Raw genomic sequence first — 22,361 nt, forward strand, 5'->3', positions numbered from 1 at the left:
CACAGCTTTGGTGCGCGGCTGCGCCACCTGCCCAATTCAAACAACATGCAGAATTCATTTGTCGCCGGCCGCCCAACTTTTGCGCGCGGCCAACGTCGGACCCCGTCGCTGCTCAGCGCGGGGCTACTGGCCAGCGTCGGTTTGACGCTTTCCACGCTGTCCTCTTCGGGATGGGCGCAGGTCGCGGCAAGCGACACGGCCGCGACCTTGCCGGCCGTGAGCGTGTCGGCAACGAAAGACACCAGCGTGGCGCAAGCCGACACGGTCAGCGCGGGCGCGCTGGGTTCGCGCAAGCAGGTGGACACGCCGTTCTCCACCCACGTCGTGACGAGCGACGAAGCGCAGGACCTGTTCGCGACGACCGCCAATGATCTGTACAAGTACGACCCGGCCGTGTCGGTCACCAGCGAAAACGCGATCAGCGAAAATTCGATGTTCACCGTGCGCGGCATGCCGATCGACACACTGAACAGCATCAAGGTGGACGGCCAGACCTTTCCGTCGTGGGATACCGACCTCTCGCTCGAACCGTTCGAGCAGGTGGAGTTGCTCAAGGGTCTGTCCGGCTTCATGTACGGCTTCGGCTCGCCGGGCGGCATCGTCAACTACGTGCTGAAACGCCCCACCGACACGCCCTACCGCAGCGTCACGGTCGGCTACCGGTCGGCCGGCGTGTTCACCGAGGCGGTCGATCTGGGCGGCCGCTTCGGCAATGACGACCGTTTCGGCTATCGCCTGAACCTCGTCAACGAAGACGGCAATACCGCCGAAGACCACGGCCACATTCGCCGCCAGGTGGCCTCGCTCGCGTTCGACTTCCGCATTACGCCGGACCTGACGTGGAGCGCCGACGCGTTCTACCAGAAGCGCAGAACCAACGGCACGCTGTTCGGCCTGATGTTCGGCGGCGACGCCGGCGGCATTCCCGACGCGAGCAAAGTCACCCACGCGCTCACGCAACCGCAGAACTACTACCAGACCGAGATGGCCTCGTTCGGCACGGGCCTGGATTACCGCATCTCCGAAAACTGGCATGCAAGCCTGAAATACCGCTTCGCCAAGGAGAACCGCACCAACTCGGACAGTCTCCTGTTCGTCACCGACCCCGCGGGCAACTACTCGAACACGCTGTATGCGGCCATGACGCGCTACTTCTATCAGAACGTAGACGGCATGGTGCAAGGTCATTTCAACACCGGCAGCATCAAGCATGACGTGGTGGTAGGCGCGGGCTTCGAAACGCAGACCGCCGAGTACAGCAACAGCACGGGCTGGAACGAGGGTTACTTCCTCGGCTACGGCAATCTGTACAACAGCACGTTGCTGACCAACGACGAAGTCAGCATCGGCTCGGACCTGTACCGCCAGCAGCGCACCACGCAGGCCGCCGTGTACGCGAGCGACACCGTGCAACTGACGTCTCGTCTGTCGGCGCTGGTCGGTGTGCGCTATACGCAATATCGCGAGCATGTGTACGACCCGAGCGGTGCGGTCTCGTCGCAATACGACGCCGATCCGGTCACGCCGACCTTCGCGCTGATGTTCAAGACCGATCCGTACTCCACGCTGTACGCGAGCTATGTGGAGTCGCTGGAACAGGGCGGCGCGGCGTCGAACACCAACCTCAACTACCCGGACACGTTCGGCCCGCTGCGCAGCAAGCAGTACGAGGTCGGCTTCAAGACCGATCACGCCAAGTGGGGCGCCAACCTCGCGCTGTTCCGCGTCGATCAGGGTTACAACTACACGAACGTGGACAACATCTTCGTGCAGGACGGCACCAAACGCTATCAAGGCCTCGACGCGAGCGGCTGGCTCGCGCTCACGAGCGAATGGCGCGTGATGGGCGGCGTGATGTGGCTCGACACGAAGGCCGTGGACGTGAACGATCCGACCGTGGAAGGCAAGCGCATTTACGGCGCGCCGCGTTTCACCGTGACGGGCCGGATCGAATACAACCCGTCGTATCTGCGTCCGCTGACGCTGGCGTTCGGCGGCAAGTACGTCGGCAACCAGGCGGTGGACGCGCAGAACACGCAGTTCGTGCCGGCATACACCACGTTCGATCTGAGCGGCCGCTATGAGACGAAGATCGCCGGCAAGGACGTGACGTTCCGCGCGGGGATCAACAACCTCTTCAATCGCCGCTACTGGACCACGGCGTGGGGTTACTACGTGGCGCCGTCGCCGACGCGCACTGCGGTAGCCAGCGCGACGCTGCAATTCTAGGCATGACCTGAACGAGGGGCGCCCGCCTCGGGCGCCCCGATCATTGCGGGAATCTGCGCAACCAGCGCGTCGATCGCGCAGCGCGTTTTCAGCGGTAGATAGCGGCTCTTCGGCCACACCAGGTGGATCTCCTGAGAAGGCCGGAAACAATTCTCCATCACCGTCACCAGCTCGCCTGTTTGCGCATAACGGGCCAGCAGCCAGCTCGGCAGCCACGCAAGGCCGAATCCGGCAAGCGCGGCGTCGACAATACCCTGCATGTCGTCGAAACCGAGCTGCGGCTGAACCTGCGCGCGGCGGATCTGCCCGTCGACATCGACCACATCCCACGGTTGCGCCGAGCCTGCCCGCAAGTAGGCGATCACCGCGTGCCCGCGCAATTCGTCCACGCTGCGCGGCGTGCCGTGCCTCGCCAGATAGGCGGGCGCCGCGCCGATACTCGCGTGCTGCACGCCGAGCTTGCGCGCGGCGAGACTCACGCTGTCGGCCAGCGGCCCCACGCGCACCACGAAATCGAAACCCTCTTCGACCACGTCGACAAAGCGGTCGGTGATCGAAATATCGATCTTCAATTGCGGATGCTTGCGCGCAAGTCCGAGCAGCACCGGCGCCACGCAGTGATGACCGAAAGCCTGCGGCACGCTCACGCGCAAACGCCCTTTGGGCTCGCGCCGCCCTGAATCCAGGTCGGCTTCGGCGGCCTCCAGTTCGGCCAGCGCGCGCACGCAGCGGTCGTAGTAGACCTGCCCGTCTTCGGTGAGGCTCTGGCTGCGCGTCGTGCGATTCAGCAGGCGCACGCCGAGCCGCTTCTCGAGCCTCACGATCACTTTGCCGACCGCGGAGCGCGTCAGGTTCATGCGCTCTGCCGCGAGCGCAAAACTGCCCGTTTCCACCACGCGCACGAAGGTCGTCACGCCGTCCAGGATGTCGCTCATGACGCTCGCCTCATTGGTTCCTTAAGGGACGCATTGCTGGGATTTTCGCTCGTCAATAGGGACGCCGATTCCCCCTATATTACACAGTCCACGGTGGACTCGCCCACCGACTATCGAGGTGAAAATCCATGTCCAATGATCCGATCGCACGGACTGTCGCAAGCAAAACTCCGCAACCCGCCACCTTCCTCTCGCGCCGCAAGAACACCTTGGCGTTGGGCGCGGTATGTCTCGCGTCGCTCATGTTCGGCCTCGAAATTTCCAGCGTTCCCGTGATTCTGCCGACGCTCGAACGCGTGCTGCACGGCGACTTCAAAGGCATGCAGTGGATCATGAATGCCTACACGCTCGCGGTAACAACGGTTCTGATGGCGACCGGCACGCTGGCGGACCGGTTCGGCCGCCGGCGCGTCTTCGTGATCGGCATCGCGCTGTTCGGCATCACCTCGCTGATCTGCGGACTCGCGCCGAGCGTGCCGACGCTGATCGTCGCGCGCCTGCTGCAAGGCGCGAGCGGCGGCGCCATGCTGATCTGCCAGGTGGCCGTGCTCTCGCATCAGTTCAGCGAGGGACCCGAACGCGCTCGCGCATTCAGTGCGTGGGGCATCATCTTCGGCATCGGGCTCGGCTTTGGGCCGGTCATCGGCGGAACGATCGTGGCGCTTTCGAGTTGGCAATGGGTCTTCTGGGTGCACGCGCTACTCGCCGCCGTGACCTTGACGCTCGTTTTCAGCGGCGTGCAGGAATCGCGCGATCCGCACGCGCATACGCTCGACATTGCCGGCATCGTCACGCTCTCGCTGGCGGTTTTCGGCCTCGTGTATTTCATCACGCAGGTTCCGGCGCTCGGCTTCAGCGATCCGCGTGCGCTCTTCATCATCGCGGCGGCACTGCTCGCCTTCGCGGCCTTTCTCTTTGCCGAGAAGCTCAGCGCACGTCCCATGTTCGACTTCGCGGTCTTCAGGATTCCGCAGTTTTCCGGCGCACTGATGGGCTCGGCGGGTATGAATTTCAGCTTCTGGCCATTCATGATCTATTTGCCGATCTATTTCCAGATCGGCCTCGGCTATGACAGCGTGAGCGCCGGGCTTGCGTTGCTCGCCTACACACTGCCCAGCCTCCTGTTTCCGCCGCTCGGTGAGCGTCTCGCGCTGCGCTACGGCTCGGGAATCGCCATACCCGCAGGGCTATTCACGATCGGCCTCGGCTTCCTGCTGATGCGATACGGCAGCAGTGCCGCGCATGCGGACGTGTGGACCATGCTGCCCGGTTGCGTCGTCGCCGGCGCGGGCCTCGGGCTCACCAATACGCCGGTCACCAATACGACGACCGCCGCGGTTGCCCCGGAACGCGCGGGCATGGCGTCCGGCATCGACATGAGTGCGCGGATGATTACGCTCGCGATCAATATCGCGTTGATGGGCGCGATCCTGGTCGGCGGCATTCGCTTCAATCTGCAGACGCGCTTGCCGAAGACGTTCGACACCGCATTGCTCGGCAGGCTGGCAGAGAAGATTGCAGCAGGGGATGGGGAAGCGGTCAGAACGGGAATTCCCGCGTTAGCGCGAATCGACTCGTCTGGAAGCATCGTGCACGCTGCATTGATGCAGGGTTTCGGCTGGGTGATGGTCTATGGCGGCGTCGGCGTATGGGTGCTCGCCGTGCTTGGCTTCGTGATTTCCGGCAGCGCGTCGCGAAGGCTGAAACACCAGAAGCACGCGCCGGCAACGCAGCAAGCAAGCCGTTGCGACGCGTGCTGAACAGCAGTGCGTGATCGACGACGGCGCATGCTCCAACGGGAGCGGCGCGCACGCGCCGCTCCTTAGCTCAGGCCTCGACCTGCACCGACTGCCCGGCCATGATCGCGAGTCCTTCGTTCAAAGCCGGAAAAAGACTGCGGTTGAAATTGTTCCAGCGGAGTTCGAGGATCGTATCGTCCTTATCGATTTCGGTATTCAGCACGTCGTGAATCACCTCGCCGGAATCGATTCCGTTGTCGACATAGTGAAACGATGCGCCCGTCAGATACAACGGCTCGACCGCCACGGTCTCCATTGTCTTCCAGTTGACTACCTTCCTGCCACGCGCGCCATAGAGCGCGTCGAGCGTCGCATAAGCGCCGCGCCGCTCATAGGGCGATTCGGCACGCGTCACGCCAGGGTGGATATTCACGATCTTGCGATAGAACGGGGCGCCCGGCCGAACCAGCTCGTCGAGAATGATCAGCAAACCGTCGAGCACGACGATATCCGCCTTCAACTCCACCAGCGTATCGAGCAGGTGCTTTTCAAAGCGGCTCTTGCCTGCCGTGCGTCCAGGCGCACCGAGCGGCTCACGCCGGTAAGTCGATGGAATGGCGAGTAGCAGATCGTTGACCGGCTTGCCCTGCACGCGCAAATTCGGCGGATAGAACCAGCGCATGCCCGGTTCGTAGGCAAATCCATATTCCTTCAGTTTCTCGCGGTCCGTGCTGGAGCCGGCGTCGTCGTCATAGATGACTTTTTCGAGCGAGTACTGGTCGCCCAGTCCGGTTTCGTTGAGCGCCTCGACAAGCGACTCCAGCACCGACTTCATGTAGCGCGTGCCATTCTTGTACGCAATGTCCTGGCCGGCCTTGTCGGCGGCCGCGTTTCTCAGTGACCAGATATAGACGAGTTTTTTCTTCGGCATAGTCGATTCCTATGTGTGTGAGTCTTTGCGTCCCTTTCCATCAAAGAGCAAAGGCCATGCGGCTCGCGGCCGTCGCGTTTGCTTGCGCCTCTCCTGCCCGCCCCGCCGACCGGTCCTGCGCTGCGTGATGCGCGAGCGAAGCGGCGATTTCGTCGGAACGCAGCGCGAGAACCGACAGCAGCGTGTCGGAAAGTCCGTGACTGTCTTCGCAACAGCCTTGCAGATAAATGCGCGGTTTGAAGCTCGCCGGCGTGGCAAGCCGGTAATCGCGTTCGACGTTGCCTTGCGCGAGCGCCTCGCCCAGATGCGGCGCGAGCCCTTCCAGCAAGTCCAGATGCGTATCGCGGCGATATCCCGTCGCGAGCACGAGCGCGTCGAACTGCTCGGCGCGGGCGTGGCCGTTCAAACGGTCGCGCAAAGTGAGTTCAATCCGGCCGTTGACCGTGCGTACCGCCGTTTCGATGCCGGTGTTCGCCAGCAGCCGGTGGCGCGGCTCGGCGCAGACGTTTTGCAGATACAGCATCTCGTAGATCTGCTCGATCAGCGGACGGTCGACCACCGCGTAGTTGGTGTCGCGAAAGCGCTCGATCAGCGCACGCCGGCCGTCGCGCGGCTGCGCGTAGACGACGTCGGTGAAAGCGGGACTGAAGATCTCGTTGACGAACGGACTGTCGTCGGCGGGTTTCAGTGCGCCCGAGCGGATGATCAGGCTCGCATCCACGTGCGGATAGCGGCGCGTCAGATCGACGAACACTTCGGCCGCGCTCTGTCCCGCACCGATCACCGCCACGCGTTTGCGCGCGCTGCTCGCGGGCCCGACCACCCGATCGATCGAAGTGAGGTATTGCGACGAATGCACGATGTTGTGCGTGCCGAGCGCGGCGAAGGCTTCCGGCACCTGAGCGCCGCCGCCGATACCCACCGAGAGCGCCCGTGTCACGCGCTGCCATTCGCGGCCTTCGCTATCGCGTGAGAAAACGCGCAGCGCTTCGACTTCGTTCGTCCTGGCAGTGGCTTTGACCGCTTCGATACCGGTCACGGTCTGGCCGTAGTTCACACGATCGTCGAAAGACGCCGCCACCCACGCCAGGTAATCGTGGAACTCCACGCGCGTCGGATAGAAGCTCTTCAGATTGACGAAATCCGCCAGACGTCCGCGTTCGAACAGATAGTTGATGAACGTGAAGCGGCTTTTCGGATCGCGCATCGTCACGAGGTCCTTGAGGAAGGAGATCTGCATCCGGCAGTCGTCGAGCAGCATGCCGCGATGCCAGCCGAATTCCGGCTGACGCTCGATAAAACAATGCGCGAGGTCCGGCACGCCGGCCTCTTCGGCGAGGCGCACGGCAAGCGCCAGATTCGACGGTCCGAAGCCGATTCCGATCAGATCAAATACGGTGTCTCTGTGCATGTCGCAGGTCCTTATCGGTGGAAGCCGGCACGCCGAATGCGCGGGCCGGCGAAAGATCTTTCGTGATTGATGCGGTTTTTATTCACTGCTTTTTCTTGCCGGGTTTCGTCGCGGCCCGACGTTCAGGCGCCGTCGCGCAACTCGGCGACGTTCGATGCGCGCGCAACGAGCCGCGCTCCCAGTTGCGCAAAGGTCGGCGCGGCGAACACGTCGGCAATCTCCAGCGCGTGACCGGTGGCTTGCGCCGCATCCACAAAGCGCACCACGTCGAACGAACTGGCGCCCGCTTCGAACAGATCGTCGTGATGCGCGGGCGTGTTGCCTTCGAAGAGAGCGCTCCAGATGCGTTCGAGCGCCTGGGCGCGCTGCGTTGCTTCGTCGTGAGATGTCGGGTTCCGCCGCGCGTTTGTTGCAGCGCTTCCCGGCTCCAACGGAAAGCGCGCTGATGCAACGCCCAGTTGTTCGTGTGGCGCATCGACGAACTGCTGCACGACATTCAGATAATCGTCGCTCAGCGCCTCGACGAAAACGCCGTCCACCAGTTCGTTCGCATACGAAAACGCACCTGTAATGCGTCCGTCGGCATGCTCGACCACATCCAGTTCCAACTCGAACACGACCCGGTGCCGCACGTCGTTGAAATCGTCGAGCGTGAGACCGGCCCAGTCGCGTTGCGCTGTCCCCGCAGGCCGCAGGTAGTTGAACATCACCGAAAAGAGCGGATTGCCGGCTTCGGTGCGTGTGGCGCGCAATGCCGCCACCACGTCGGCGAACGGCGTGTCCGCATGCGCATAAGCGGCAAGCGCGGCGTCGCGGACTTCGGCAAGCAGCGTGACGGGCGTATCCGTTCTGGCGAGCCGCGTACGCACGACGACTGCATTGATGAAGAGTCCGAGCGCGCGGCGCGCGGCTTCGCCGGTCAGTTCACGCGTCGAAGCGAGAACGCCCACGGGCTGATCCGTGGCTCCCGTCGCCCGATAAAAAGCGACGTTCAGCGCCGCATGCAGCAACATGGGCAGCGTGGCGTGGACTTCCAGCGCCAGCGAACGAGCGCGGCGCACGAGGGCCGGGTTGAATTCGAACGCATGACGGCCGGCGCTCCAACCCGGCGACGCGGCCCGGCCCGATGGCGGCGAAGGCAACACTTGCGATGGCGCATCGGCCAACGCATCGCGCCAGAACGACAGGCGCGCTCGCGGCGCGGCAACCGGCAAGACCAGCTCCTGATGTGAAGGCGCTACCGTCGCGAAGGCCGCGGGCGAAGCGCCGTGCACGATCGCGACATACGTGGTGCGTACGTCTTCGAGCCACAGATCGATCGACTGCCCGTCCGATACGATGTGGTGCACCACCAGCGACAACACGTGATCCTGCTCGGCAACGCGCAACAAACGCACGCGCCATAGCGGCGCATCGTCGAGCAGGCGGAACGGCGTGAGTGCGTCCTGATCGGTGAGCGCGATAGCGGCGCGTTCGCGTTCGGTACGCAAAGGATCGCCGGAAAGATCGACCACAGGCAATTCAACCGGCCCCGGCCCGGCGACTCTTTGGCCCGGTAATTGCCCATCGCGCTCGACGAGCCGCACCCGTAGCGCGGGATGTCGCGCGGCGGCTTGAGCAAACGCTTCACGCAATGCAACCACATCGAGCGGTCCACGCAGACGCAACGCGACAGGAATGTTGTAGGCCGCGCTCTCCGGTTGCGAGCGCCACAGGAACCACAAGCTCAATTGCGCGGAAGAGAGCGGCAGCACACCGTTCGCGTCCGGCGCAATACGTGAATGCGATGAAACGCTATTCGACGGTTCATCGCCCATATCCGCGACCGTTTCGCTGCGTGCGGAGGCCATGACCCGCTGCGCGTATTGCGCAAGCGTCGGCGCTTCGAAGAGCGTGCGCACCGGCACTTCGCGCGCCAGCCGTTCGGCGACGCGCGTCGCCACGCGAACCGCCGCGAGTGAATGCCCACCGAGTTCAAAGAAGTGATCCGCGCGGCCAACACGCTCCACATCCAGCACCTCACGGAAAATCTGCGCCAGCGCGGTTTCGAGTCCAGCCGCCGGCTCCTGATAGGCTCGCTCGACACGCTGCGGTTCCGGCAACGCCGCGCGGTCCACCTTGCTGTTGGCATTGCGCGGCAATGCGTCGAGCACCACGATATGCGCGGGCACCATATAGTCCGGCAACGTATGACGCAGATGCGCGTCGAGCTCGGCTGCGTCCGCGCGCGTGCTGCGCTCGCGCGCTTCGGCGCTCAGTTCCACATAGGCCACTAGTACCGCGTGCGTACCCTTGCCATGCACGACCGCCACGGCTTCGCGCACATCGTCGTGCGCGGCGAGTTGTGCTTCGATCTCACCGAGTTCGATCCGCAAGCCGCGCAGCTTCACCTGATGATCGACGCGGCCGATAAAGTCGAACACACCGTCCGCGCGCCGTTTGACGAGGTCGCCCGTGCGATAGAGCCGAGCGCCCGACGCGCCGAACGGATCGGGCACGAAACGCTCCGCCGTGAGCGCCGGCCGGTCGAGATACCCGCGCGCGACACCCACGCCCTCGCCGCCCAGATACAGCTCGCCGATCACGCCGACCGGCAGCGGATTCAGGCGTGCATCGAGCACATGCGCCGAACGCGCGCCGACCAGCGTGCCGATCGGCAGATAGGCGCTGTCCGCGAGTTTCGCGGTGCTGTCGGTCGGATAGAACATCCACAGCATCGGCGTGATGACGGTTTCAGTCGGCCCGTAGCCGTTGACGATGCGCGCTTCCGGAAACGCCCGGCGCATGAGCGCGAACGCTTCGCGCGACGTGGCCTCTCCGCCCACCGTCAACGAACGCAAGCTGGGCGGCGCACCATGCGCGAGCGCCCACTCGGCGAGTTGCGTTGCACAACCAGGCGGCACATAGGTCATGGTCACGCCTTCGCGGACCATCATGCGGCAGGTTTGCGCGGGCGGCCACAACGTGTCCGCCGTGATCGCGACCGCTGCACCGGACATGTACTGCGAGAACCAGCCTTCATGCGCGCCGTCGAAATTGACCGACTGGAACAGCAGGAACACGTCACGCTCGCCCGCACCGTAGCGCTCGGCAATCGCCGCGCAATGCAGTGCGAACGAGCCGTGATCGACCACTACGCCCTTCGGCTTGCCGGTCGAGCCCGACGTATAGATGACATACGCGGCCTGATGCGGCGACACGGACGGCAACGCTATATTCGCTGCGGAGTGCTCCTCGGGTTGCGGTTCCTCATCGACCAGCCACAGGCGTAAGCGGTCCGATTGCGGTAACGCCGCGAGACTTGCGCGTTCCGTGATGACGTGCGTGATCTGCGCGTCGTCGAGAATCTGTGCGAGACGCTCACGCGGGTGGCTCGGGTCGAGCGGCACGAACGCGCCGCCCGATTTCAGCGCGGCAATCAGGCCGACCAGCAGATCGACCGAGCGGCTCAGCGCCACGCCAACCCGCATTTCCGCACTCACTCCCGCCGCGACGAGACGTTGTGCCAAACGCGTCGCCTGCGCGTCCACTTCGCCGCGCGTGAGCGCGCGATTCACATCGGCCACGCCGCGGGCTTCCGGCTGCGCACGGGCGTGATCGGCCACACGTTGATGCACCGGCCTGAACGCCGTGTCGCGCGGCAGCTTCGTGCTATTCCATGCGTCGAGTTGCGCGCGCTCTGATTCGGGCAACCATTGCAAATCTCCCACCGCGGCGCCGGGTGTCGCCGTCGCGTTCGACAGCAACTCGCTGAATCGCGCGGCTAGGCGTGCTATCGCATCGGCGTCGAACAGGTCGAGCGGGTAGATGAAATACGCGTCGATCGAACCGTCGTCGCGCTCCTCGAAACTCAGCGTCAGATCGAACTTGGCAAACGGTGCGCCCGATGGCAACTCCGTCATCCGCACCTCTGCGAGCGAAGGCAGACGGCGGCGCGCGCCATAAGCGGCCATCACCTGAAACAACGGATGATGACTTGCGCTGCGCACCACGCCGAGCGCTTCGACTACCTGTTCGAACGGCACGTCCTGATGCGACTGCGCGTCGATCAGCGTTTGCTGCGTCGCGCCGACCAGCGCGGCAAACGGCTGCGCCGGCGGCACCGGCGTGGCAAGCGTGAGCGTATTCACGAAAAAGCCCACGAGACCGCCCACTTCGCCGCGCTCGCGATTCGCCGCGGGCACGCCGATCTGGATCTGCGTGTCACCCGAAGAGCGCGCGAGCAACGCGCTCAGTGCCGCGAGCAAGACGGCGAATGGCGTGGCACGCTGCGCATTGGCGAGCGTCTTCACCTGCTGAACGAGCGCGGCATCGAGAACGAAACGATGCCGCGCGCCACGCGCACTACGCTGAGCCGGACGCGGTGCCGCACCAGGCAGCATCAGCACGTCGCGATTCGCGTCCAGCCGCTCGCGCCAGAATGCCAACTGACGTTCACGCTCGCCCGCGTCGAGCCAGCGGCGCTGCCACAACGCGAAATCGGCGTACTGGATCGGCAACGGCGCAAGCGACACCGCTTCGCTTTTCGCATAGGCGCGATAGAACGAAGCGAGTTCCGCCAGCATCACGTCGGCGGACCAGCCGTCGGAGACAATGTGATGCGTTGTGAGCGCGAGCCAGTGAGTCGTCGCGTCGAGGCGAATCAGGTGAGCGCGCAGCAGCGGCCCGACGGACAGATCGAAGGACTTCGCTTCGTCGGTGCGTGCAATCTCGGCGGCACGTGCTTCGCGCTGATCGGCGGGCAATGCGCTCACGTCGCTCGCGCGCCACGGGCAGCGCGACGGCGCATGGACCGTCTGCAACACGCCGTCCGCACTTTCGGTGAAGGTCGTCCGCAGCGCTTCGTGGCGGGCGATCAACGCATCGCACGAAAGCCGCAGCGCGTTGGCATCGAGCGCGCCGTCGAGCCGCAGGCGTTCGGTGATGTGGTACGCGGCCGGTTCGTCGATCATCCGCGCATGCAGCCACAAACGCGTCTGCGCGAACGAAGCCGGCACGCTCGCGGTCCGCTCGGCGCGCGGCGGAATCGGCAGCACGCGAAAGTCGATGCCAGCGGCGTCGAGCTTCGTGAGAAAAGCTTTGCGCTGCGCATCCGGCAACAGTGCGAAGCGCGACGCGAGGGAAAGCAGATCCGGTTTGGCTGTGGTCATGCTGGGTTGTCTCAGTACGGGTCGGCTGGTCGATGGATCGCTATGTGTGGCTTGCTGCAATTCGTCACTACGGTTCGTTATTGCAGTTCGAATTCGTCGAGCAGTGCATCGATCGCGCTCGCGGTATCGCCTGCGCCGTGCGCATCGCGCCCGGCTAGCGCGCGATCGATCGCGGCGGCGCAGCGCTGCAACGTGCGTTCGTCGAATAAGGTGCGTAGCGGCAGAATCAACGTCCAGTGCAGGTTCGCCTGCGCGTTGGCTTGCGTCGCGAGCAGCGAGTGGCCACCCAGCGCGAAGAAGTCGTCGTCGCGGCCAATCGTGTCGACGCGCAGCACGCGTTTCCAGATCGCGGCGAGTTCGCGCTCCGTCCCGGTGGCCGGCAACGCGACGGCCTGTTCGTCGGCGCCGCCGCGCACGGGAGCCGGCAACGCGTGACGATCGCATTTGCCGTTCGGCGTGACCGGCAGCACATCCATCTGGATCAGATGCGAAGGCACCATGTACGACGGCAACTGCGCATGCAGGCCATTGAGCAGCGTTTGTGTGTCGAGCGCGTTATCCGCGCCGCGCGCCACGTAGCCGATCAACTGCTCGTCACGCACGATCACCACCGCATCGTGCACGCCCGGTGCCGCCCGCAACAGGGCTTCGATTTCGCCCAGTTCGATGCGCTGGCCACGCAGTTTCACCTGCGTATCCATGCGGCCGAGATAATCGAGCGCCCCGTCCGCGCGACGGCATGCCAGGTCGCCGGTTCGATAAAGCCGCGCACCGTGCGCAAACGGATCGGGAATGAAGCGCTCCGCCGTCAGCGCGGCCCGGCCGAGGTAGCCGCGCGCAAGTCCCGCGCCGCCCAGGTACAGTTCGCCGATCGCGCCTTGCGGCAGCGGTTGCAACGCCGCATCGAGCACGTGCAGTTGCAGATTTGCGATCGGATGGCCGATCGGCACGGAAGCCGCGCCGGCATCACGCGCATCGCACGTCCAGTGCGAAACGTCGATAGCGGCTTCGGTCGGGCCATAGAGGTTGTAAAGCCGCGCATGAGGCAATTGCTGCGCGACGCGCGCCACCAGTTCCGGCGCAAGCGCTTCGCCGCTGGCGACGATTCGCTCGATGCTCGCGCAGCGCGCCGCCGCATGGAAGTCTTCCAGGTGGGCGACGAAGGCCGCGAGCATCGACGGCACGAAATGCAGCGTCGTGACGCGGTGCGTTTCAACGCTCGCGACAAGCCGCGCGGGGTCGCGGTGATCGCCGGGCGCCGCAATCGCGAGCTTCGCGCCGACAGCGAGCGGCCACACGAACTCCCACACTGAAACGTCGAAACCGAACGGCGTCTTGTGCAGCACGACATCGCTCGCGTCGAGGCGATACGCGTCCTGCATCCACGCAATCCGGTTCGCCAGTGCGCGATGCGTATTGCCCGCGCCCTTCGGCTTGCCCGTCGAACCGGACGTATAGATCAGGTAAGCGAGCTGATCGGGCGCGACTGCCACAGGCGCGCTGAGCGTGAAGTCGGCGCCGCGCAATGCGTCGATGGTGAGGATTTTCACGTTAGCGCTATCGACGGCTTGCGTGACGCGCTCCAGCAGATGCGGCTGCGTCAGCACCACCGCCGGTTTCGCGTCGTTCAGCAGATACGCGATGCGGTCCGCCGGATAGTCGGGATCGACCGGCAGATAGGCCGCGCCCGCTTTGAGCACGCCGATCAGCGCCACCACCATGTCGAACGAACGCTCGACGCATAGCGCCACCGCCGTATCCGCGCGCACGCCCGCTTCGATGAGCGCGGCGGCGACGCGATCGGCATTCGCATCCAGCTCACCATAGGTCATCTGCCGCGTGCGTGCTTGCTCGTCCGCGAATTCCAGAGCGATTGCTTCCGGCGACGCCTGCGCCCTCAGTTCGAACTGCCGATGCAGCGCCTGCTGCTGCGCAGGCGGCCAGGTTTGCGCAGTCGAGTTGAAGCGCGCCAGTTTGGTCAGATCGTCCGCACTGGCAATCGAAATCGTGCCGAGCGGTGCGTCCGGATTTGCAATCAAAGCGACAAGACACGTTTCGAACGCGCGATGCAACGCCGCAATGCGTGATTCGTCGAGTCTCGCGGCGTCGTAGCCGTAATCGATGGTCAGCGTCGTGCCCGCTTCGATCACCAGCGTAAGAGCGAAATCGGTAGCTTCGATATTGCGTAGTTCACGCAGCTTGAGCGCACGCTCGTCGCGCCCCTGCCATGCCTCGTCCACAGGATAGTTTTCGAACACGACCAGCGTGTCGAACAACGCGCCGCCGCCCTGTCCCGCCCACTGCTGGATTTCGTAGAGCGGCGTGTGCGCATGCTCCGCGGCCGCGGCGTTGTCGCGCTGCAAATCGTGCAGCCATGCCGACGCGCGGCGCTGCGGCAACGGCGCAGTAATCACCGGCAGCGTGTTGATGAAGAGACCCAATACGGTGTCGACATCAGGCAGCGAGTCGGGCCGGCCGGCGACGGTCGCACCGAACGCGATTGCCGTGTGATGCGTCATTCGTTGCAGCGCGAGCGCCCATGCGCCCTGCACCATCGTATTGAGCGTGACCTTCAGGCGGCGCGCGGCGTCGGTGAGACGCGCCGTCGTGGCCGCGCCGATCGTTTCACGCCGCGTGAGATGGCGCGGCTCGCGGCCGCGGTTCACCGGCGTGCGCTCCGCAACCAGCGTCGGTTCGTCGAGCAGCGCGAGGCGTTGCAGAAAGAAAGCGCGCTCGCTTTCGGCGTCGCGTGCGGCCAGCCACGCGATGAAGTCGCGATAACGCGTCTTCGCGGGCGCGGCGAACGGCTGCGGACGCGGCGGCTCGATGTAGTCGCGCAACACGTCGGCGAAGAAACGCGCGGTGCTCCAACCGTCGAGCAGCAAATGATGACGCGTCCAGACAAGACGCCACGTGTCGTCCGTGATGCGGATCAGCGCGACGCGCATCAACGGTGGCGACGTGAGATCGAAACCGCGAGCGCGGTCGGCATTGAGCCAGGTTTCGAAGGCATCATTCGCGTCAGCGCCGCGCTCACGCCAATCGAGAACCTCGACCGGCATGCGCGCCTGGCGGTGCACGATCTGCATCGGTGTCGCCTCTTGCGGCGTGAAGCTGGTGCGCAAAATGTCGTGGCGCGGCATGGCGGCTTCGAATGCCGCGCGCAAGCGCTCCACGTCCGGCTCGATCAACGTCGCGACCAGTTGATTCACATAAGTGGATTGCTCGGGCGCGAACAGCGAGTGAAACAGAATGCCGTGCTGCATCGGCGAAAGCGGATAGATGTCGTCGACGGTACGCAAGTCGAGCGGCAAACGGTCCAGCGCGGCTTGCGTCAGGCCGCCTGCACGCGCGAGCGGATAGTCGCCGGGTGTCGCTCCGCCGCCGTGTTGCGCGAGACGCTCGGTGCAGGCGGCAATCAATTCCGCGAGCGCGCTTTCGAAGCGCTGCGCGATGGCTTCCACGGTGGCGCGCTCGAATTGCGTCGCGCCGTAGACCCAGTGGACTTTGAGCGTGCGCGTGGCGTCGCCGTCGATATAGGCGTGAATCGCCAATGCGTTGCCGAGCGGACCTGCCGGATCGCGTTCGCGGCCCGCGCCGCCGAAACGCGGCACGAGCGCCGCTTCACGCGGCGCATCGAACTGGCCGAGATAGTTGAAGGTCACATGCGGACGCGGCACGGCGGCGAGCGCCGCACGCGTTGCCGTGTCGCCGTAGTGGCGCAGCACGCCGAAACCGAGACCTTTGTTCGGCACGCCGCGCAGCGTGTCCTTGACCGCGCCGAGCGTGGCCGCCGGCGTGCTTTCGAGCGCGAATTGCACCGGATAGTGGCTGGTGAGCCAGCCGGGCGTGCGGCTCACATCCACGTCGTCGAATAATGCCTCGCGGCCGTGGCCTTCCAGTTCGAGGCGGCACACAGGCAAGCCTAGCGACTGCGCCAGCGCCGCAATCAGCAGTTCGATCATCTGCGTGCGGTAGGCGGCATTCGCTTCCGTCAACGCGGCGCGCGTCAGATCGGCGCCGATGGTCTGGATCACGGATTGCGCGTCGGCGTTGGTCGCGCGGGCTTGCGGACGGTCGAGCGGCAGATCGTCGTATGGCGCGGCGAGCGCGGTCCAATACGGTATTTCGGCGGCAAACGGCGAGTTGGCTATGTCGAGTGCGGCGCGTGCGAGCCGTGCCGCCCATTCCTGCGCGCTCGTTCCCGTCGGCGCGAGACGCACGCTGCGGCGCTCGCAAGCGGCGCGATAGGCGGCGTCGAGATCGTCCAGCAGCACACGCCACGACACGCCGTCGACGATGACGTGATGGATCGCCAGATAGAGTTTCGTCGCGCCGTCGGGCAGCAGGGCGGCAAGCGCACAAACGAGCGGGCCATGCGTCAGATCGAGCGTGCTTTGCAATGCATCGAACTGGGCGAGCGCGTCGGCTTCGTCGCGTGCGGAGAGGGCCGCGAGCGGCAGCGTTTCGAATGCGCGCGCAGCGAGCGTGAGTCGCCATTCGCCTTGCGAACCAAGCGGCGCGAAGCGCTGGCGGAATATTTCGTGGTGCGTCAGCAGCGTTTCGAAAGCGCGCGCGAAAGCGTCGAAGTCGAACGGTGCCTGCGTGTCGAGTTCGATGGACTGATTCCAGTGGCCGCGTTGCGGAATATCCAGCGCGAAGAAACGCAGCTGTGCGGGCGTGAGCGTAACGGCCTGCTCGATCGGGGACGGCGCGGCATGCGCCTTCGCTGCGCCCTCTGCCGCCGGCGCGGCGAGATCCACAGTCGTGGCGACACGCGCGAGTTGCGCGAGCGTCGGCGCGTCGAACAGTTGCTTCGGTGTGAAGCGCACACCGCGTTTGCGTGAACGGGCGATCACCTGCAACACGAGGATCGAATCGCCGCCCAACTCGAAGAAGTTGTCGTCGCGGCCCACGCGTTCGGCTTTGAGCACGTCTTTCCAGACAGCGGCGAGCGCTTCTTCGGTGGCGCCTTGCGGCGCGTCGCCTGCTGCCGTGGTCGCTGCCGGCGCAACCGCGAGCGCCCGCAATGCCGCGCGATCCACCTTGCCGTTGGCGGTCACGGGCAACGCGGCAACGTGCTGCAACACGGCCGGCACCATGTAATCCGGCAGGCGCGCGCTCAACGCCGCGCGCAATGCGGCCTCGTCGAAACGCGCACCGCTACTCAACGTAACGAACGACGCGAGACGCAAACGCCCTTCATGCTCAACGGCAAGCGTTTCGGCCTGAGCGATGCCATCGAACGCGCGCAGTGCGGCGCTGACCTCGCCCGGTTCGACACGGTAGCCGCGAATCTTGACCTGATCGTCGAGCCGGCCCAGAAAATCCAGCCGACGATCGGCGCGCAGTCTCACGCGGTCGCCGGTTCGATAGAGTCGCTCGCCCGCCGCGAATGGATGCGGTACGAAACGCTCGGCAGTTGCGGCGGCGCGATTCAGATAACCGCGCGCCAAACCCGGTCCGCCGAGATACAACTCGCCGATCGCGCCCGGCGGCACACTCGCGCCGTAGCTGTCGAGTACGCACGCGTACGCGTTCGGCAGCGGCATACCGAGCGGCACGGCGTACGCAGTTCGCATGCTGAGCGCACGCAATGCCGCTTGCGCCGGCGCGGACGTGTCGCACGTCAATGCGCCGACCGTTGCTTCAGTCGGGCCATAGTGATTGATCACGCGGCAGGCTGGCTTGAGCGCGGCGATCCGCTCGACCAGCGACCACGGCAGCGTTTCGCCGCCCGTCACCAGGGCGTGCGCGGGAAGCACGTCGGCGGGATACTGCGCGTCGAGCAGCGCGTGCAGGTGGCTCGGCACGATCTTCAGAATGCCGACGTTGCGCATGCGCATCTCGTGAGCGAATCGATCGGGATCGAACGCGCATTGCGCCGGTAGCAGATGCAGCGTACGGCCCGAGCAGAGCGCGCCGAATAGCGTGGTATGGCCGAGGTCGGCGGCAACGGTGGAGACCATTGCCATTGAAGCGTCCGGGGCAAACGCCAGTTCATCCAGCATGCCTTCGACATAATCGGCCAGCGCGGCATGCGAGCTGATGACGCCTTTGGGCGTGCCGGTCGATCCCGAGGTGAAGATCAGATAGGCGGCTTGATCGGCCAACGGTGACGTACGCGATGCGGCTGCGTCCAGGTCTTCGGCATTCGCAGACGATGGTTCTTGCGTGAGCGTGTCCAGGTCGATCGAGGTCGCACCACCTGCCGTGACGAGCGGTTGTGCCTGATCCGCCGTCAGAATCCAGCGCGCGCCACAGGCATCGATGGAAGCAGCCAGGCGTTCATGCGGCGCGGCAGGATCGAGCGGCACCACGTACGCACCAGATTTCATCACACCGATCAGCGCAACGGCAAAACGCACCGAACGCTCGATGCACACAGCCACCGGCTGTTCCGCGCCTACGGCTACCGCCGCTCCCGCTCCGCGCCGCCGCAAGGCAAGCGCGATACGGTCCGACGCCGCATCGAGTTCGCCGTACGTAAGCTGCGTATCGGCATCCGCAAGCGCCACGCGATGCGGCGTTTCACGCGCATGCCGCGCGAATCGCGCGAGCACGTTGTCAGCCATCGGTTGAAATTCGCGGCCACGTCGCGCGGATCGATATTCGGCGCTATCAGCACAATCCAGTTCGGTAACGGCGCGTTGTGGATCGCGCACTGCATCGGCGACGAGCGCGGCGTAGCTATGCAGCCAGGCGTGCGCGGTCGCTTCGTCGATACCGTCGAGTGCATATGCGGCCACCAGTTCGATGCCGCGTGGATCGTCGGTGAAATCGAGCGCGTAATCGAAGCGGGCCGCAAGGTCGAGGCCCGGCGACATGCGCACCGAGGCGCCCGGCAATTCAGCCGTCAGTTCCAGATCGAACTGCTGCGCGAACTTGACCTTGAGCCACGCGTCGCCACGCCGTACAGGCGGCTTGACGGCGTCGAGCACCTGATCGAACGGCACATCCTGGTGCGCGAACGCATCGAACGTGGACCGGCGCACGCCGTCGAGCAACGCGGCGAACGATTGATCCGGCGCAACGCGCGCGCGCAGCGCCAGCGTATTCAGGAAGAGGCCCACCAGCGGCGTGGTCTCCGCCCGCTGCCGATGGGCAATCGGCGCAGCCACGACAACATCGGTCGCGCCCGTCAATCGGTAGAGCCAGGCGTCGAAGGCGGCAAGCAGCACCGTGAACGGCGACGCCTGCGCGCGTCGCGCCGTTTCGCGCACCGCCTCGGAGAGCGCTACGGGCAAACGCAGCGCGAGGCGGCCGCCGCGATAGTCGTGCTCCAGTGAGCGTGGCCGGTCGAGCGGCAAGGCAAGTGCTTCGGGTGCATCGCGCAACGCGTCGCGCCAGTACGCCAGTTGCCTTTCGCCCTCGCCTGCGGCGAGCCAGTCGCGTTGCCATTGTGCGTAGTCGGCATACTGGACGGTCAGTGCGGGCAACTGCGGCTCGTGTCCCATCGCAAAGGCAGCGTAAGCGGTTCGCAGTTCGTCGAAGGCGCAGCGCGAACTCCAGCCGTCGCTGACCGAATGATGCGTGGTGAGGAGGCAACGCTGCGTGTCGTCAGTAAGCGTGACGAGCGCGGCACGCACCAGCGGCCCTTGCGACAGATCGAAAGCCGCGCCAACCTGCTGTTCCGTCAACGCCGCCAGTCGCGATGCGCGCTCATCCTCGCAGCACGCGCGCAGATCGATTTGCGCGATCGGCACCGGCAAACGGGCGTGGATCCGTTGCACGACAATGCCGTCGTCGGACTCGACCAGCGTGGTTCGCCACGCCTGATGACGCGCGATCAGACAATCGAGCGCGCGTTGCAACGTGCCGATCTCGAGTGTGCCCTGCACGTCCCATTGCACCGCAACGTGGTAGGCCGCGCCGGCGTCCTGTGTTTGCGCGAGCACCCAGAACCGCTGTTGCGCGAACGAGGCCGCACGATCGACGAACGGCGCGTCAGCGGTACGCACAACCGTGATTGAATGCGAACCTGCCGACGTTTCAGTCTCGCTGGCATCGATCACACGCGCCAACGCTTCGAGCGGTTGATCGTCGAATAGCGTGTCGAGCCGCAGATTCACGCGCCATTCGATCCGAATCGCCGCCTGCAATTGCATCGCCGCGAGCGAGTCACCGCCGCGTGCGAAAAAGCGATCGTTGCAGCCGATCGGCGCCGGATCGTTCAACAGCTTTTGCCAAAGCGCCGCAAGGCGCGTTTCGGTGAGGGTCCGAGGCGCGACATGATTCGAATCGATCACGGCCGGCAGCGTAGCAACGAAGTCGCGCAGTGCCGTGCGATCGAGCTTGCCGTTCAACGTATAAGGCAGGCGCTCGAAGCGCACGAAGCGATGCGGCATCCAGGCCTGCGGCAAATGCGCGGCGAGATGCGCTTGCAGCGCGGCATCATCGGGTTCGAGCGCATCTTGCGGCACGACGCAGGCGATCAGTTGCGTGCGGCCTCCCGCCGCTTCGGCCAGCACACCCGCATCGGCCACGGCCGGGTGGGTCAGCAGACAAGCCGCGATTTCGCCGGGTTCGACGCGTACGCCACGCACCTGGACCTGATCGTCGATGCGGCCGAGATAATCGAACGAGCCGTCCGCGCGTTCGCGCGCGAGGTCGCCGGTGCGGTAGATCCGCTCGCCCGGCTCGCCGGTCGGGTCCGGCAGGAAACGTTCAGCCGTCAGCGCCGCGCGGCCGTGATAGCCGCGCGCGAGGCACACGCCGCCGAGCAGCAGTTCGCCGGCTTCGCCCTGTTGCGCCGCGCCGTCGATGCGCGCCACGCGCCGCCCGATCGGCCAGCCGATCGGCAGCGATGCAAAGCCGTTGCCTTCTTCGAGCGCCGGCGTCATTCCCGGATCGACGGGCCACAGCATCGGCGAGATCACGGCCTCGGTCGGCCCATAGCCGTTAACGAGACGCACCGACGGGAACACGCGGCGGATTTCATCGAAACTGTCCTGCGACATCGCTTCACCGCCGAACAACAGCGTGCGCAGCGAAGGCGGCACGCCGAGGCGCTCGCAAACGTTCGCGAACTCGCGCACATAAGCGGGCGGCAGCGTCGTATTGGTGATGCCTTCGCGCAGCATGAAGGCATGCGTGGTTTCAGGCGCGAACGGCGGCGGATCGCTGATCACCACACTGCCGCCGACGGCAAGCGGTACTAACCATGCTTCGATCGATACATCGAAATTGACCGACGCAAAATGCAGCACACGGTCGGCGGCCGCGATCGGCAACGACCCGGCAAGCGCCTCGCCATGCGCGGCAAGCGGTCCGTGTTCGACAGCCACCGCTTTGGGCGTGCCGGTCGAGCCAGACGTGTAGATCATGTATGCCGCCGCTCGCGGATGAACCGGCGTGTCTTCGTCGTCGAAACAGGGTGCTGCCGCGTCTGTGGTGGCAGCGCTTTCCACGTGAAAGCATTCTCTGAAGCGCGCACGCATCGCCGCATCGGCGGAATCGTCGACAATGCCGTGCATGAGTCCCGCATCCCGCGCGATCCAATCGAGGCGCGCTGGCGGATGGCGCGGATCGAGTGCGACGAACACGCCGCCCGCCTTCAATACGGCAAGCAACGCGACGAACAGATCGCACGACCGTGCAACGCATACGCCCACACGCACTTCAGTCGTCACACCTGCCGCGCGCAGCCGTGCCGCGAGCCGCGCCGCGCGGCTATCCAGTTCGCCGCGCGTCAGCCGCACGGTAGACGGCGTGAATGACGCCAGCGCGGGCGCATCGGGATCGATGCGCGCCATAGCGCGGATCTGCTGGTGCAATGCAATCGGGAAGCTCGTCATGGGCATGGAATCCGTTAGAACTGGCCGCCTTGGCCAAGTCGCAGGCCGCAATGGGCCGCTTCATTGGTGTGACGATCCGCGATCGCAAATCTTTACCGCGTGCAGCGTTTTTATTTGGACTGCATCTTTTTGATGTGGCAGACGAACGCGCGCGGTAAATGTTTGCGTC

Annotated in this window: 7 protein-coding genes; 2 read left to right on the plus strand and 5 right to left on the minus strand. The window is 65.1% G+C overall.

Annotated elements, in window-relative coordinates; all coding sequences use genetic code 11:
* The first annotated feature begins 45 nt into the window (after nucleotides 1–45).
* Nucleotides 46–2,229, plus strand: coding sequence for a TonB-dependent siderophore receptor (locus tag BXE_RS34240; protein WP_011492702.1), 2,184 nt, complete (start codon nucleotides 46–48; stop codon nucleotides 2,227–2,229).
* On the opposite strand, the gene BXE_RS34245 is transcribed toward BXE_RS34240, so the two are convergent.
* Entirely contained in the window at nucleotides 2,226–3,164 is a 939-nt protein-coding gene (locus tag BXE_RS34245; protein ID WP_011492703.1) for a LysR family transcriptional regulator, read from the minus strand. The genes BXE_RS34240 and BXE_RS34245 overlap by 4 nt on opposite strands.
* A 128-nt stretch (nucleotides 3,165–3,292) precedes the next feature.
* On the opposite strand from BXE_RS34245, the gene BXE_RS34250 reads away from it, so the two are divergent.
* Nucleotides 3,293–4,924: an MFS transporter gene (locus BXE_RS34250; RefSeq protein ID WP_011492704.1), complete on the plus strand. Its 1,632-nt coding sequence runs from the start codon at nucleotides 3,293–3,295 to the stop codon at nucleotides 4,922–4,924.
* Nucleotides 4,925–4,991: 67 nt separating this feature from the next.
* Here BXE_RS34250 and BXE_RS34255 read toward each other — a convergent pair whose 3' ends face one another.
* The 4 genes from BXE_RS34255 to BXE_RS34270 all read right to left on the minus strand — a co-directional run bounded on the left by BXE_RS34255 (nucleotide 4,992) and on the right by BXE_RS34270 (nucleotide 22,192).
* Nucleotides 4,992–5,834 carry a hypothetical protein gene (locus BXE_RS34255; RefSeq protein ID WP_011492705.1) on the minus strand — a complete coding sequence of 281 codons (843 nt, stop codon included), beginning with the start codon at nucleotides 5,832–5,834 and terminating at the stop codon, nucleotides 4,992–4,994.
* A 40-nt stretch (nucleotides 5,835–5,874) separates the two neighbouring features.
* Complete coding sequence (locus tag BXE_RS34260) at nucleotides 5,875–7,245, minus strand: lysine N(6)-hydroxylase/L-ornithine N(5)-oxygenase family protein (RefSeq protein WP_011492706.1); 1,371 nt, start codon at nucleotides 7,243–7,245, stop codon at nucleotides 5,875–5,877.
* 122 nt (nucleotides 7,246–7,367) lie between these two features.
* Nucleotides 7,368–12,395 carry a non-ribosomal peptide synthetase gene (locus tag BXE_RS34265; protein WP_011492707.1) on the minus strand — a complete coding sequence of 1,676 codons (5,028 nt, stop codon included), beginning with the start codon at nucleotides 12,393–12,395 and terminating at the stop codon, nucleotides 7,368–7,370.
* A gap of 77 nt (nucleotides 12,396–12,472) precedes the next feature.
* The gene (locus BXE_RS34270) at nucleotides 12,473–22,192 is read right to left on the minus strand and encodes a non-ribosomal peptide synthetase (RefSeq protein ID WP_040124413.1); all 9,720 of its coding nucleotides are present in this window, start codon (nucleotides 22,190–22,192) and stop codon (nucleotides 12,473–12,475) included.
* Nucleotides 22,193–22,361: the final 169 nt, after the last annotated feature.

This window comes from Paraburkholderia xenovorans LB400 (assembly GCF_000013645.1).
In the GTDB taxonomy this organism is placed as follows: Bacteria; Pseudomonadota; Gammaproteobacteria; order Burkholderiales; family Burkholderiaceae; genus Paraburkholderia; species Paraburkholderia xenovorans.

Bases quoted from the DNA above. Each gene is read 5' to 3' on its own strand.
- BXE_RS34240 (WP_011492702.1), top strand. From the start codon at position 46: ATGCAGAATTCATTTGTCGCCGGCCGCCCAACTTTTGCGCGCGGCCAA.
- BXE_RS34245 (WP_011492703.1), bottom strand. From the start codon at position 3,164: ATGAGCGACATCCTGGACGGCGTGACGACCTTCGTGCGCGTGGTGGAA.
- BXE_RS34250 (WP_011492704.1), top strand. From the start codon at position 3,293: ATGTCCAATGATCCGATCGCACGGACTGTCGCAAGCAAAACTCCGCAA.
- BXE_RS34255 (WP_011492705.1), bottom strand. From the start codon at position 5,834: ATGCCGAAGAAAAAACTCGTCTATATCTGGTCACTGAGAAACGCGGCC.
- BXE_RS34260 (WP_011492706.1), bottom strand. From the start codon at position 7,245: ATGCACAGAGACACCGTATTTGATCTGATCGGAATCGGCTTCGGACCG.
- BXE_RS34265 (WP_011492707.1), bottom strand. From the start codon at position 12,395: ATGACCACAGCCAAACCGGATCTGCTTTCCCTCGCGTCGCGCTTCGCA.
- BXE_RS34270 (WP_040124413.1), bottom strand. From the start codon at position 22,192: ATGACGAGCTTCCCGATTGCATTGCACCAGCAGATCCGCGCTATGGCG.